The sequence below is a fragment of the Pedobacter suwonensis genome, assembly GCF_900111825.1.
In the GTDB taxonomy this organism is placed as follows: Bacteria; Bacteroidota; Bacteroidia; order Sphingobacteriales; family Sphingobacteriaceae; genus Pedobacter; species Pedobacter suwonensis.
The window spans coordinates 144027-158495 of the sequence record NZ_FOJM01000006.1; the positions used below are offsets into that span (position 1 = coordinate 144027).

A 14469-nucleotide genomic window follows, 5' to 3' on the forward strand; every position below is an offset into this window, starting at 1 on the left:
GTTAATATTTTTTTTGAAATAAATTAAACCCAAATTGATGACTGTGGGATTAACTCAACCTTTCAAAATCTTCGCTTTCTCTGCATCAAATTCTTCCTGTGATAAAATTCCGGCATCCAATAATTCTTTTAAATCCAATAAGGCTTGCTTTTTAGTTGCCATATCGTTTTTCGGAACTTCAACAGCATTTTCTGTAGATTTTATATTTGAAGCCTGAATGTTTGGATTAGCGGCAGGACCGTATTTTAAAAGGAGCTCCGTAATTTCATTAAAGCCTTTAATATTCGAATAATCAATGGCTTTTTGCTCTTTCACATTTACAATAGACGGATCCGCAGATTTTTCGAGCAAAAACTTAACGGAATCTTTTTTACCATTTGCTGCGGCATAATGTAGTGCTGTGTTCCCGCTTTCATCCTGAATATTTACGTTTGCACCTTTCTCTATCAGTAGCTTTAACATGCTCAAATGTCCACTTTTCGCGGCTACATGTAACATGCTTTCGCCTCCGTAGTTGTAATTGTTATCAAAAGAGAAACTGGCCGAAATGGATATGTTGTTAGCTGTTTCTACCCACTCCAGATACGAATACATGGAATCATCGTCGCCAGAAAGAGGGTTGGCGTAATTTACATCCACACCATTAGCCAAAAATAAATCAACAATCTCTTTTTGATTATTGGCACAGGCATACCAGATGGGCGATAAGCCATTTTTTGAAGATACAAAAACATCTGCACCTTTTTCAACCAATGTTTTGGTTAACATCCGGTTAGCATCGTAACAGGCCAGCAACAGTGCTGATTCACCAGCATGGTTAACGTGGTTGATGTTGGCGCCCTTATCAATCAACAGCTCAACCATAGGAACATTTTTAGATTTAACCGCAAAAATCAGTGGCGAATCGCCATTTTTATTGGTGGTATTAATATTGGCACCAAAATCCAATAGTTTTTGAACAACTTCTTTGTTTCTCCAGGCCGATGCGATAAGAAGGGGCGTTTCTGCCTCGTTATTTTCATTGTCAACATCCAGGCCCTTATCAAGCAACTTTTCTAAAACTTCAATCTGTCCGTTTTGGGCAGTTAAATGCAATAAGCTATTTCCTTTGATGTCTTTAATGTCAACCCTTGCTCCTTTATCTAATAGGTATAGCGCGGTTTGTTTCTGTTTTTGCAGACAGGCAAAATAAAAAGGTGTTTCCCCATCGTGGTCTTCATAATCTAAATCTGCACCGCGTTCGATTAAAATTTTTACCAGATCTAAGTAGCCATGATGTGCAGCGTAATGCAATGCAGTTCGGCCTTTCTCATCCGTATAACCTACTTCTACTTCATTATTGGTCAATAAAAGTTCGGCGATTTTCCGTTTGCCGCTTTCGCAGGCAATAATAAATGACATCGACATATTAAGATTGTTTCATGAGTAGTTCAACAGTTTTTATTTTCAGGTTATCATCCGATGCCAGCATTAAAGCTGTTTGATCCTTATCATTGCTCAGGCTGGTATCAGCGCCATTTTCGATCAGGAGTTTCACTTTCTGGTAAGTTTCTTTTGCTTTTTCAGGCTCATAGTTTACATTATATGCGCAAACTTTGTGCAGCAAGGTATTGCCATGGTCATCGGTTCTGTTAATATCTACCTGTCCGCTTTCTAAAACGGCTTCCAAAATACCGGCTTGTTTTTCGGCGATTACATCCAGAGGGGTTTTATCTGCGCTGTACCAGGTACTGGGTTGATATAAATCGGCACCATCATTCAGCAGCTTTTTGAGGAAGTTAATGCTGCTTTCACTGTCAGACATCATACGCACGTATTCAAACAACAGGGTTTCCCCTTTTTTATTTACCTGATCAAATGCCGGGGAGTCAAAATTCCGAAGGATGTCGTACATGCTTTCGCTTTGGGCATGTGCCACTGCATAGAAAAAAGCTGAATTACCATCTCGGTCGGTATGGTTCGGATCTGCACCCTTTTCGAGCAAGTATCCGATTAAATTTTTCTTGTTAAACTTTATTGCAATAATTAAAGGGGTTTCCTGTACAATATTTCCTTCATTGATATCAACACCATCATTAATAAGGATGTCGATATATCCTTTTAATAAATCAGTAGTTTGTTCATCGTTCAGGTTATACCGGCGCAAATTGCTTTTTACTACCTGGTGGATATAGTTTTCTTCTGCATTGTTTTTAAAATTTACATTGCATCCGGCGTCGATACAGGCTTTGATTACACCTAAATCAACGCCATTCTCTAAAAGATAACCTAATAAGGTTTTTGCATTCACTTCATCGTTCAGGTTATCGAAATGGCCAATAAATTCGTTGAAGAAACTGATATCTTCCTCTTCATTGCCGAGATTGCGGACAATACTCTGGAAAATGCTTTTATCAAAATTGTCGAATTCATAAATGTCGGTTTCGATGGTTTTATCTTTCACCATCATATTCAGGATTTCGTACTGTTTCTCTTTAATAAGGTTATCGAAAATGGATGATTTCTGGTAGTCCTGCAGGTTTTTGGAGAGTTTTTTGCCGTTTTGCATGAAGCTTTTGGCTTCGTCAAATTTCCGGGCATTTAATAGTTGATCTAAGGTCGTTTCGCTCATTTCAATTAGAATATTTAAAATAGATAGTTACTGGCAGTTTCTGCTACAAAAGTTTAGCCAAAGAATTTGAGCAATTTAAAATAATTGAGAATGTTGCAGTAAATCAGAATGATAAATAATTGATGTTAGTTGCTTTTTTGGAAAGCAATTGCAGCATTCCATAGGTTAATATCTTCCTGCTCTACCTCCTGCCATGAAAAATGGCATCCGTTCGATCAGGTTTAGCCTGGTTGTTTTTCTGCTGCTATGCCAGATTTCCGTGCCAGAGACCTATGTTTATAGCCCTGATCGGAGCGGGCATCCCGGCTTTTCGCCGGGATAAAGCGGAGAGCAGGAATAACATTAAAAAATGCGAATGACCCTGCGCCCCAAAAAAAGATATCATCTTTTTACGCTATAGTAGATTATGGATTTTTAATAAATGAATTGCACATCCAAACCATAAATAACATTACTGTGTTCCTTAATTCATTCGATTATTTTATCTTTAGGCGATTTTAAAAAGATTGGTATACGCCATAAACCGATCGAATAATTAAACGTAATAAGCAAAATCAATATAACATGTCAAATACATCAAAAATTATCTACACCAAAACCGATGAGGCGCCAATGCTGGCAACCTACTCACTTTTACCTATCGTACAAGCTTTCACTGCGTCAGCGGGTATTGATGTAGAAACCAGAGATATTTCTTTAGCAGGAAGAATTTTGGCCAACTTTCCGGAGTATTTAAAAGACGATCAAAAAATTGGTGATGCACTGGCAGAGCTTGGTACTTTAGCAACCACGCCGGAAGCAAACATTATCAAATTACCAAATATTTCTGCTTCTATCCCACAATTGGTAGGTGCAATAACCGAACTTCAGTCGCAGGGCTTTGCTCTTCCAAATTATCCTGATAATGCACAAAGCGATGAAGAAAAAGCAATAAAAGCTAAATATGCCAAAGTTTTAGGATCGGCTGTAAACCCGGTTTTACGTGAAGGTAACTCCGATCGCAGAGCGCCTAAAGCGGTTAAAAATTACGCTAAACAAAACCCGCACTCCATGGGTAAATGGTCTGCAGATTCGAAAACCAAAGTAGCCAGCATGACTGAAGGCGATTTTTATGGTTCAGAAAAGTCGACTACTGTTGCTGAAGCGAGTCAGTTTAAAATAGAATTTGTAGCTGCTGATGGTACTGTAACCGAATTAAAAGGTTTATCGCCACTAAAAGCAGGAGAAGTGATTGATAGCTCGGCATTGAGCTTATCTGCTTTGAAAACTTTTGTAGCTAAAGAAATTGCTGAAGCCAAGGCCGCTGGTGTTTTATTATCTGCACACTTAAAGGCAACCATGATGAAGGTTTCTGATCCTATCATTTTCGGAGCCATTGTTGAGGTTTATTTTGCAGATGTTTTTGCTAAATATGCCGATCTTTTTAAAGAATTAAATATTGATACCCGCAACGGTTTAGGCGATGTTTATGCAAAAATTGCAGGCAACCCAAAACAGGCTGAAGTAGAAGCTGCATTAGCGCAGGCTATTGAAAACGGTCCGGCTTTGGCTATGGTTAATTCTGATAAAGGAATTACGAATTTACATGTGCCCAGTGATGTGATTGTTGATGCTTCTATGCCGGCAATGATCCGTACTTCAGGACAAATGTGGAATAAGGCAGGTAAACTTCAGGATACTATTGCTTTGATTCCAGATCGTTGTTATGCCGGTGTTTATACCGCAACCATCGATGACTGTAAAGCCCATGGCGCTTTCGATGTAACCACGATTGGTTCGGTACCAAATGTTGGTTTAATGGCACAGAAAGCTGAAGAATACGGTTCGCACGATAAAACTTTCCAGGCTACCGGCGCGGGAACTATCCGTGTTACTGATGCTGATGGTAAGGTGTTTTTTGATCAGAAAGTAGAAAAAGGCGATATCTTCCGCATGTGCCAAACTAAGGATGCGCCGATCCAGGATTGGGTAAAATTAGCCGTAAACAGGGCGCGTTTGTCAGAAACGCCGGCAGTTTTCTGGTTAGATGAGCAAAGAGCACACGACAGAGAGATTATCGCTAAAGTAAATACTTATTTAAAAGATCACGATACCACAGGTTTAGATATCCGCATTTTAGCTCCGATCGAAGCTACTAAATTTACTTTGGAGCGTATCCGCAAAGGTTTAGATACCATTTCGGTTACCGGTAACGTACTGCGTGATTATCTGACAGATTTATTTCCGATTTTAGAATTAGGAACGTCTGCTAAAATGTTATCTATCGTTCCTTTGATGAACGGTGGCGGTTTGTTCGAAACCGGTGCCGGTGGTTCTGCGCCAAAACATATTGAGCAGTTTATTGAGGAAGGTTATTTGCGTTGGGATTCGTTAGGCGAGTTCCTGGCGCTTCAGGCTTCTTTAGAGCATTTATCGCAAACCCAAAATAACGCAAAAGCGCAGGTTTTGGCCGATGCTTTAGATGAGGCTAATGCTAAATTTTTGGCAACTGATAAATCGCCAGGCAGAAAGTTAGGTACCATCGATAACCGTGGTTCTCATTTCTATTTGGCATTATATTGGGCCGAAGCTCTGGCTGCACAAAGTAAAGATGCTGATTTACAAGCTAGATTTGCCCCATTGGCAAAAGCTTTGTTAGAAAATGAAGCAAAAATTAATGAAGAACTGATCGGTGCACAGGGTAAACCTCAAAACATTGGCGGTTACTATAACCCTGATGATGAATTAGCCAGCAAAGCGATGCGTCCAAGTGAAACATTAAATACGGCTTTGGCAAGTTTGTAAACCCAATTGTCAGCTTAACAGGCTTCCAGCATGGAAGTTGGCAACTCTTGAAATATTTAGCGTCCTGATGTAAAAATCGGGGCGCTTTTTTGTGGTGCATAATTCCGAATTTTTATTCATTTCGCTGGAATTTGAGGATTCTTATTTATTTGGAAAGCAGGCGCAGAAGCATTTGGGTTACAGCAGTCCCGCTCCCGTTTCTCGCGACTTTTTGTCGGGATCCGCTTTGATCGGGTTTAGGTGGATTGGTCATTGATACTATTTACGTCAATGTTAATCACCAGTACCTCGGCCTGTGTCCTCACAGACAGAAAGAAATGTATTCAACCGAGTGTCCTGATTCATTCAACAAGGTTCGTTTTATCTGCGTGAGGGATAGCAACGGAAAGCCTGTCCCAAGGTCTGTATTCCCACAGACCTACAAATTAAGCGAAACACTATTTTCGTTCAATTTGCCTTTTGTTAAATCGCTGCCCATTATCAGGCCAAAAATAAAGGCCAAAAAAGAAAATGGAAGAGCCAATGGAGAGAAAGAAGATTAGAAATGAAATGTTACTGGCATTTTCAGTATTATCATAAATGATTAAACCATCTGCGTTGATCTGTTGGACTTTAAAATCATCAAATACAAGATTTTTCTTTAGCAAAATACTGAGATTTTTGGAAGTTTTTAAACCGTCATTCACCGCGTCCAATTCTTTTCTACTATCGTGGATTTGTTCTAGTCTTTGATTAATTTCAAATAATTGCTTATCGTTTTTTAGTTTAAACCTTAAAACGGCTACTTTGTTGGTATCAGCTGTGTAAGAACGGCTCCTTTGAACGATTACTGTTTCAATATCTACCATTGAATAATCGAGGACACCCTTAGTTTCTTTCAGTAATCTTTTGGAAAAAAGAATATCAGCCAAAAGATAGATGGCGAAAATTAAAGTAATGAAACCTAAGATTAAAGCTTTGAGATTTTTCAATGTTTTAGGGTATTCATTTTAATATTTTACCGTAAATCTAGTAGAATATTCTGCCTTTAAAAAATAGAATTTTAGACGCTTTGCCCGCATGAGGGATAGGAACGGAAAGCCCACAGCCATGAGGAACGAATGGCGAGGACTTGTGGTGTATAGCCCGACCCTTGCGCAGCTTGGGGCACGCCCAAATAATAACAGAATTTACGGTTAAAGAAAAACCATATCTATACCGCTTTGTTATACAGTATAAATTAAAGGAAACTTATATCATGGAAATTAACGAAAATAAAGGATCGCAGGATAAAATACATAGCACCACAGAAAATAGCGAAATTAATAAAGAGAATCTTGCTTATGATGAAACTAAGCAGAGTTATGAACTCGATGTAAAGGGAACAGATAAAGAATACGATCATCCGATGGGATATGAAACGGTTGCAGCAGGTGCCAGAGATGATGATTCTACCTATGATGAGGCTAACCCTTATGTTGGCGATGAGTATGCGAGAAATGAGGAAATTGCTGAAGATAATTTAGAGGAACTCGGCATGCACGTAGATAATGGCGAAAGTGTAAAACTTAGTCCTGAAGATGAAATTCTTGCCCGTACACCAGAAGATAACCGTGATGATTTAGATGAAGAAGGTTATCCGGTTAATGATGCTGAGCAATAATTAACAATATACAGTTTACAGTGGGCATCTTAAGGTTCCGGTTATCTAAAAGCTGCCCACTGTAAACTGAAAATTGCCCACTGTAAACTGACTAAGGGTTAATGTCTAAATTAAATCTCCGGCGTAATTCGTCCAGCTTAGGATTTTTGTTTACTAGATAATCATACTTCTCCCGATTACCATAAAGCCTGTTTTCTATTTTACGTTCTACCAGTTTATAGGTAACCTCTATACCAAAGTTCCGGAGTTCGTTCCGTAAAAAATTTAAAAGCTCAACAGATTCCTGTTGAACAAGATGCTCCTGCGTTTTACTCTCTACCGAGATCTCAATCAGTTCGGGGTTTAGCAGGGTAGGGGCAAAATTGTTTAAGATGGTAAAAAGGTTAATTTTATCAGCAGCTTTAAGTTTTTGTGTATATATGCTCCAGATTTCCAGTAGGCGGTCATAGCTAAAAACCTCGCGGGCTTCACCGGTTGCTTTTTTTGGTCCTTTATCTTCTTCCTCCTGCGCAATGCGGTCGAAATCGTTTAAAGACGGAATTAACATGCCCGTTGCTTTAGCCTTTGCGATATTGATGCTAATGGACGTTGCAGATGGAGGAGGAACACTCATCCGCGCGCTTTCTTTCGCTTTTTCTTCTAATGGGGCGGCGGGCTGAACCGGGATATTAACGGTTGGTGTTGGCGCTAGAACTATCTTTTCGCTTTCAGCTTTCAGTTTTTGGTTTTCGGCTGTTTCAGCTACGACATTAGTTTTTTTTTTATCCTGATCTGCGTCAGTTGCTGTGTTACTAGTGTTTAAAGGCTGTTGTGCTAGATTGACGACCGATCGGATATGGCACATTTTAATGAGTGCCAACTCTACCTGTAAACGCTGATTTTTAGAGTTCTTATAATTTAAATCGCAGGTATTGGCTAAATTCAATGCGGTTAACAGAAATGATAATTCGGTTTGCCTGCACTGCTCAAGATATTTTTGTTTAATATTTTCGCTAACTTCTAACAATTTAATGGTAGCGGCATCTTTACCTACTAATAAATTACGGAAGTGGCTGGCCAAACCATTGATGAAGTTGTTGCCATCAAAACCATTGTTCAGAATTTCATCGAACAAAAGCAGTGTCTGACTCACTTCTGCCGCGGTTAAATAGGAGGTAAGCTTGAAAAAATAGTCGTAATCTAAAATATTGAGGTTGTCAATTACCGCCTTATAGGTAATGTTCTTGTTTGCATAACTGGCAATCTGATCGAACATGGAAAGGGCATCACGTAATCCTCCATCGGCTTTTTGCGCAATAATGTGTAAACCATCGCTCTCGAAAGCAATATTTTCACGCTGGGCTATTTTTGCCAGGTGATTCGCGATATCTTCTACCTGGATACGGTTGAAATCAAAAATCTGACAACGTGATAAAATAGTTGGCAGGATTTTATGTTTTTCGGTTGTAGCCAGTATAAAAATAGCATAAGATGGTGGCTCTTCCAAAGTTTTCAGAAAGGCATTAAATGCGCTTTGCGATAACATGTGAACCTCATCAATGATATAGATTTTGTATTTTCCCGCTTGTGGCGGTATTCTAACCTGCTCAATTAAACTACGGATATCATCAACAGAGTTGTTTGAAGCCGCATCTAATTCATGTACATTAAAAGAATGTCCGTTCTGGAAAGATTGGCAATTGTCACATTGGCCACAGGCTTCCATATCGGCTGTAGGGTTGGTACAGTTAATGGTTTTCGCGAGGATCCGTGCGCAGGTAGTTTTACCGACTCCGCGTGGTCCGCAAAATAAAAATGCCTGGGCAAGCTGGTTGTTTTTAATGGCATTTTTTAACGTGCCGGTAATATGCTGCTGACCAACAACGGTTTCGAAGGTGGCTGGGCGGTATTTACGGGCAGAAACGATAAAATTTTCCATCGGCACGAAAATAGGAAAAATTTAGGTGTTGTAAGATTGAAAAGTTGGAATGTGGAAAAGTTGAAATATTGAAATAGTTTATCAAAGATTGCGTAACATTTAACAAGAGATTTTATCTAACCGTAAAGTTTTATATATGAGAATATTAATTTTTATTAGCGCGATAGTATTATCTTTTTCAGGCACTTCGAAGGCACAGGTTGATACTGTAAATGCACAAAACCATAAACTGGTCATGAGCAATCTGAAAGAGGGAAAAAACAGTTATTTGGTTTATATGACCGATTCTCTTGAAACAAAACGGACTGTCGGAGATATATGGGAAAGGACAACCACCTTTACAAAAAGGGATAAAAATGAAGTTGTGGAATTTGGTTGGAAATGGCTTCACAACGATTCACTTTTCGCTACAATAACAAATATATGCGACCGTAAAACAATGTCTCCGATTTATCATTATGCCAATTATAAACGCAGGGGTATTTTGGCATATGATTATAAAAATGGCTTGATGCAGCCATCTGACACCGTAAAAAACAATGAGGCAACAAAAAGAGGTTCTGTTAAACTGGATATCCCGGTTATTTCATGGGAGCTGGATTTGGAAACCTATGCCTTATTGCCAATTAAAAAAGTTGGTCAGCAGTTTGATATTTCCTTTTTCGATACCAACGAAAAGGCAGCCACCTACCATCGTTATGAAGTGGTCGGTAAAGATGATCTGAAATTGAATGCAGATCTAACAGCTAAATGCTGGCTGCTAAAAATTAATTATAGCCCGGATAGTTATGCCGTTTTCTGGCTAACCGATAAATCAAAAGAGGTGATTAAAATGAAGGAATATTATAAAGGTAGCTATCGTATAAAAGTGAAGCAGTATTAATTATGCAGGTTATAAAACTGTTTATGGCTTGCTTCAAATACATTTGAAGCTGCCATAAGTGGTGCTATCGATTTTTACGTATCATATTTTTCTGCAGTTATTTAATGATGTTTTTAACTGCGGTGAAAAATCGCTACTCTTCATGATAACAGCCTCATGTTTGGCAGGCATGTAGAATTAGGTTGATGATGATGGTGCATTATGCTGTTTTTATGGGGTATTTTTTAATGTTCCCATAATGGTTGATTTTAACAGGAACAGTAATGTTTGGCCGGTTTAAAAAATTTCGCCGCTGAACATACGCCGATAAGCAATTAATTTCTCTGTTTTCTTATGGGCATTGTCATTTATTTTTGAAATTAATAAGTTTGTTCTCTACATATTGAGCATAAAAGCGATGCGCAGATAGTAATTATTATAGCTGGTAGCAGGAATTTATTCATTTCGCTATCTGCTTTTTTACAAGTATTTTTCCAATAGTTTTTTGACTTCTCCGTTATCCATAAATTTCAAAGCTGGGTTTACCACTTTACCTTCTTTATTGATCAATACCTGGTGCGGAATACCTGTAACTTTAAACTTATCAGCTAAATAACGCCATTCATCGCTTTTTAACCGATAATGCTGCCCTTTTATGGTAGGTACTAGATTTTGGTAGGTAGTTAAAGGCGAGCTTTCGTTAGTGATGTAAACAAATATCACATTCCTGTCTTTCATTTCTTCTTTTAAAGGTCTTATTTGGGCAATTCCATTAAGACAAGGGCCGCACCAGGTTGCCCAAAAGTCAATTAAAATAACGTTGCCTTTATGTTTGCTAACAATAGTATCTAAAATTTTATCTGCTTCTACTTTTGGCGTTTCATTTACAAAATAGCCCCCATTTTGTTTATTGGCGATAATCTGTTTTTGGGTCTCATTGTTTTTGAGCTTAATATAATCTTTTATAAATTGATTCCTGATATCTGATAGGGCGTAATCCAGATTATCCTCCTGAATTGGAGAGAGTTCATCAACAATCGGCTCTGAAATATCCTGTGCCCTCATGATATCAAACAAAATCCCTTTGCTGATATTAAATGCTGAATCGATTTTTTTGAAGTAAAAGTCTGAAGCGTATTTATTGTTAAAGATTTTTATAAAATCACCACGTTTTTCGAGCCAGGCATCTTGTGTGGATTTATCCACACTGTCTATATTTAACGAAAGTCCATCTGCTGAAATGAATTTTTCGAAAGATTTATCCAGATCGGTAAGTGTAATATTATTTTCTCTTAGCACACGGAACATCGCAGCATAATTATATGTATAGCTATAGCTTTCAGGTTTAATTCCCGGTAAAAATTTAAATCGGTTAATAAAAGTGTTGTAATCTGCACTGATTACTGAAAGTTCATCATTAATGATTTTCTTGTTGAAAAAATTATAGTAATCAGTTGGGTATTTTTCAACCGCTTTTTTATTTTCTTTATCAGCTGATTCGTAATTCCAGTTATACTCAATGATATGGTTGGCATAGCTGCAGATAATACTTATTTTTTTGATCTGGTAAGCTTTCTCCGAAAGCATTCCCAATTGACGGATGGAATCTAACTTAGTAAGTTCAGTTTTCTGAAGGTTTAGTAAATAAGTTTTGTAATTGTTAGGTTTCATATTAACGATCTTCTTTTTCATATCATCGTAATTGAATAAATCAATTTTATTTAACAGGCTAAGATCTTCATTTAATTGCGCCAAAGGACCTTCATATATGAGTTCTTCATCGCCTAAAATGATAAACAAAGGTTTACCCGGTTCAAGGTAAATGTCGTTTACATTGAAGAGTCCTGACCTAAGAAAAACTGTTTCTGGATGATAGATTCCTACTTTAGTGGTGAAGTAACCGTTTGGTTGTATTTTTATGATCTGATTTTCCTGTCCTCCCGTAATAATATTATCTATAGATAACATCATGGTTTTGATGCCTAGTTTGGGGCTGTAGTTTTTAATGTAACCACTAAAAGTTGCACTATCATTTTTAAAGATTGGAAGCTTATAAGTTTCTTTGCTGATCGTTCGTTTGCAATCAACTTGTTTTTTGCTCAGTTGGATGGTTTTATGATCAGCATTCAGGTTAATCCTCTCGTTTTTTAACTCATTAACCAAAAGTTGTCTGGTTTCTTTTCCATTAGCAATCAATATCGCCGTATTTGCAGTGTTTGTTTTAACGATATTTTTATACGACCAAACCTTGTTTTTATAAACTACCTCTTTATTGAAAAATGCAATTTCGAGATCACCGGTGAGTTTATTAAACCAGCTTGAATACATAAACTTTGGAAGTAAAGTTTTGCTTTCCTGCAGGGCGATATCGTAAATTTTCCAAGCATTATCGCCCGCTTCTCCATAATCAATGCTTGTTGCCTTTGCACTTACTTTTGGGAAAATAAGCTGATAAGATACTATGCCTGTTTTTGGCATAAAATATTGTGCTGCTAACGGTATACCAACCGTTTTTTTAATATAATATTTAGTCGAACTGATATTGTCCTGTATGTAGGTGTCTTTTGGTATTCTAATCCACTGGCCAGCAGGGTAAGTGGTGGTAAACCATACTACGGTAGCGGTATCTGATATTACTATTTTTTTGATGTTCAGATTTTTTGCGGTGCTATTAAATCCAACATAGGGATTGTTGATTGTTTTTTGAGCATGGAGGCTAAATGTAACTATGGACAGAAAAAAGGCCAGTGCGATTTTTTGATGGAGAGAACTGTTTTTCATTGCTTTAGATCGAAAAACAAGTATAACTAAAAAAACGTCTATTGCCTGTTAAATTCTGTTAAATAAGCAGTATAAATTATTTAATTACAGATTTCAATTCATTTCTGTATTCCGAAGCGCTTTTGCCCGTAAACTCTTTAAATAATTTATTAAAATGGCTAAAGTTATTGAATCCGCTTTCATAAGAAATATTGGCAATGCTGGTCTGCTTTTCGGCCAAAAGTTTAGAGGCATGCACCACACGGTATTCGTTTACGAAATGGGTAAATGTTTTCTTCGTAATCTTTTTAAAATAACGGCAAAAGGATGGAACGGTCATGCTCGACATTTCGGCAACATGCTGTAAACTGATCTGCTCCTGAAAATGATCTTTTACAAAATTAAAAATCATATTAATACGGTCGTTATCCTGCACCTGCATTTCCATCGAAAAACCATCGGCGTTTAATATTTTATAATCTTTAGCCAGTTCAAGTTCTTTTAAGACACTCAATAAGGTTAAAAGTCGCTCGAAAGGTAACTGCTCGTCCATCATTTCTATCCGGTGGCCAACTGCCAGCATGGTTTCCCTGCCAAAAGCTATTCCGGCCTTTGCTTTATCAAACAGCTCCTGTATGCCTCTGATTTCCTGCAGCCCTAAAAAAATACTGCCCAAAAAATCGGGTTTCATCTGGATGACGGTTTCGTTTTTGTTTCCGGTATTGGTGTCGGTGAAGCCGCAATGGGGCAGGTTGCTGCCAATTAAAATCAGGTCGCCTTCGGTATAATAGGAAACGTGACTTCCGATCTGTCTTTTTCCCGCACCGCCATTAACAAACACCATTTCAATTTCTGGATGGTAATGCCAGAGATGCGCCATATTATTAGCATTCTCCACATATTTTGAATAATAAAACGAACTTCCGAAAGAAGGTTCAACAACCTCAAAGCTTGGCTTCATGTTTTGCTGGATTACGTTTCTAAAATAAATAAAAAATATGCTTTATTATAGATTTTGTTAAAATAACAGGTAATGGAGGGTAATATAGCATAGATATTGGAAAATATGCAATCACCTATCTTTCAACTGCCTCCGTACCTTAGTGGTGTCATATAATGATTAACTCTTTAAAAATATTGGTTATGAAAAAGTTCTTAAAAATCGGTTTAATAGCAGCGCTAATTTTTACTGCTACGGGTGTACACGCTAACGATGGTGATTTTACATTGAAGATAAAAGGTGAAAAGGAAAAATTCATCCGTTTCTCTGTAGATAAAGCAGAAAATATCAATTTATCATTAATTGATGCATACGATGAGGTTTTGTTTGAAGAAAGTATCCATGCTCCGGCGGCATCCAGCAAAATCTATGACCTGAATGAACTTCCTGATGGAAAGTATACGTTAAAGGCAGAATCGGATGTAAAGGTTGCTAAATACAATATTGTGATTAAAAATGGTGAAGCAATTGTTTCTGAGCCAAAGATATCTAACATATTTAAACCTGTTTATACAAAAAAAGATCAGGTCATCACGCTTAATCTTGAAAACCTGGAAAACAATCCGGTAGAAGTTAGCGTGTATAACGAATACAATGATGTGGTTTATAATGAAGTGTTCAAGGATAAATCGCAACTGGTAAAAAAATTCAATATCAGCAAAACTGATTCTAAAGAATTAACCTTTGTGGTTAAATACAATGATGACAGTTTTGTAAAAACGATAGAAACGTACTAAAATCTTTACAGCTAATTGATCCAGGGAGATTGTCGGATAGACGAACTCCCTTTTTTATGTAAGATGGGGTATGTAAGATGGATGATGTTGCAAGACCGCTTTCGATAGATAAAAATCTGATTACCTTTTATGTAAGATTGGGTTATGTAAGATGG

At 37.6% G+C, this 14469-nt stretch carries 10 protein-coding genes; 4 read left to right on the forward strand and 6 right to left on the reverse strand.

All coding sequences use genetic code 11. The features are described from left to right. Positions 1–54: 54 nt before the first annotated feature. Both BM107_RS09440 and BM107_RS09445 read right to left on the reverse strand, forming a co-directional pair. A complete protein-coding gene (locus BM107_RS09440) occupies positions 55–1407 on the reverse strand; it encodes an ankyrin repeat domain-containing protein (RefSeq protein ID WP_090982613.1) in 1353 nt (450 codons plus the stop codon). 1 nt (position 1408) lies between these two features. After that, on the reverse strand, positions 1409–2611 hold the full coding sequence (locus BM107_RS09445; RefSeq protein WP_090982615.1) for an ankyrin repeat domain-containing protein: 1203 nt from the start codon (positions 2609–2611) through the stop codon (positions 1409–1411). A gap of 564 nt (positions 2612–3175) precedes the next feature. Here BM107_RS09445 and BM107_RS09450 point away from each other — a divergent pair. Then, the gene (locus BM107_RS09450; protein ID WP_090982617.1) at positions 3176–5395 is read left to right on the forward strand and encodes an NADP-dependent isocitrate dehydrogenase; all 2220 of its coding nucleotides are present in this window, start codon (positions 3176–3178) and stop codon (positions 5393–5395) included. Between the two features lie 437 nt (positions 5396–5832). On the opposite strand, the gene BM107_RS09455 is transcribed toward BM107_RS09450, so the two are convergent. Continuing rightward, a complete protein-coding gene (locus tag BM107_RS09455) occupies positions 5833–6366 on the reverse strand; it encodes a hypothetical protein (protein WP_090982619.1) in 534 nt (177 codons plus the stop codon). 266 nt (positions 6367–6632) lie between these two features. Between BM107_RS09455 and BM107_RS09460 the strand changes: the two genes are divergently transcribed. Further along, the gene (locus tag BM107_RS09460; RefSeq protein ID WP_090982622.1) at positions 6633–7037 is read left to right on the forward strand and encodes a hypothetical protein; all 405 of its coding nucleotides are present in this window, start codon (positions 6633–6635) and stop codon (positions 7035–7037) included. 91 nt (positions 7038–7128) lie between these two features. Here BM107_RS09460 and BM107_RS09465 read toward each other — a convergent pair whose 3' ends face one another. Continuing rightward, on the reverse strand, positions 7129–8955 hold the full coding sequence (locus tag BM107_RS09465) for a DNA polymerase III subunit gamma/tau (protein ID WP_090982624.1): 1827 nt from the start codon (positions 8953–8955) through the stop codon (positions 7129–7131). Positions 8956–9091: 136 nt separating this feature from the next. Between BM107_RS09465 and BM107_RS09470 the strand changes: the two genes are divergently transcribed. Next, positions 9092–9838 carry a DUF3108 domain-containing protein gene (locus tag BM107_RS09470; RefSeq protein ID WP_090982626.1) on the forward strand — a complete coding sequence of 249 codons (747 nt, stop codon included), beginning with the start codon at positions 9092–9094 and terminating at the stop codon, positions 9836–9838. Between the two features lie 459 nt (positions 9839–10297). Here BM107_RS09470 and BM107_RS09475 read toward each other — a convergent pair whose 3' ends face one another. Together BM107_RS09475 and BM107_RS09480 are read right to left on the reverse strand one after the other, a co-directional pair. Then, on the reverse strand, positions 10298–12598 hold the full coding sequence (locus tag BM107_RS09475) for a TlpA family protein disulfide reductase (protein WP_090982629.1): 2301 nt from the start codon (positions 12596–12598) through the stop codon (positions 10298–10300). 76 nt (positions 12599–12674) lie between these two features. Continuing rightward, a complete protein-coding gene (locus BM107_RS09480) occupies positions 12675–13538 on the reverse strand; it encodes an AraC family transcriptional regulator (protein WP_090982631.1) in 864 nt (287 codons plus the stop codon). 182 nt (positions 13539–13720) lie between these two features. On the opposite strand from BM107_RS09480, the gene BM107_RS09485 reads away from it, so the two are divergent. Further along, positions 13721–14314, forward strand: a complete 594-nt coding sequence (locus BM107_RS09485) for a hypothetical protein (protein WP_134203989.1) — start codon at positions 13721–13723, stop codon at positions 14312–14314. Positions 14315–14469: the final 155 nt, after the last annotated feature.

What these genes read in the sequence shown, in the direction of transcription:
- BM107_RS09440 (WP_090982613.1), bottom strand. Translation starts at nt 1,407, where the DNA reads ATGTCGATGTCATTTATTATTGCCTGCGAAAGCGGCAAACGGAAAATC.
- BM107_RS09445 (WP_090982615.1), bottom strand. Translation starts at nt 2,611, where the DNA reads ATGAGCGAAACGACCTTAGATCAACTATTAAATGCCCGGAAATTTGAC.
- BM107_RS09450 (WP_090982617.1), top strand. Translation starts at nt 3,176, where the DNA reads ATGTCAAATACATCAAAAATTATCTACACCAAAACCGATGAGGCGCCA.
- BM107_RS09460 (WP_090982622.1), top strand. Translation starts at nt 6,633, where the DNA reads ATGGAAATTAACGAAAATAAAGGATCGCAGGATAAAATACATAGCACC.
- BM107_RS09465 (WP_090982624.1), bottom strand. Translation starts at nt 8,955, where the DNA reads ATGGAAAATTTTATCGTTTCTGCCCGTAAATACCGCCCAGCCACCTTC.
- BM107_RS09470 (WP_090982626.1), top strand. Translation starts at nt 9,092, where the DNA reads ATGAGAATATTAATTTTTATTAGCGCGATAGTATTATCTTTTTCAGGC.
- BM107_RS09475 (WP_090982629.1), bottom strand. Translation starts at nt 12,598, where the DNA reads ATGAAAAACAGTTCTCTCCATCAAAAAATCGCACTGGCCTTTTTTCTG.
- BM107_RS09480 (WP_090982631.1), bottom strand. Translation starts at nt 13,538, where the DNA reads ATGAAGCCAAGCTTTGAGGTTGTTGAACCTTCTTTCGGAAGTTCGTTT.
- BM107_RS09485 (WP_134203989.1), top strand. Translation starts at nt 13,721, where the DNA reads ATGAAAAAGTTCTTAAAAATCGGTTTAATAGCAGCGCTAATTTTTACT.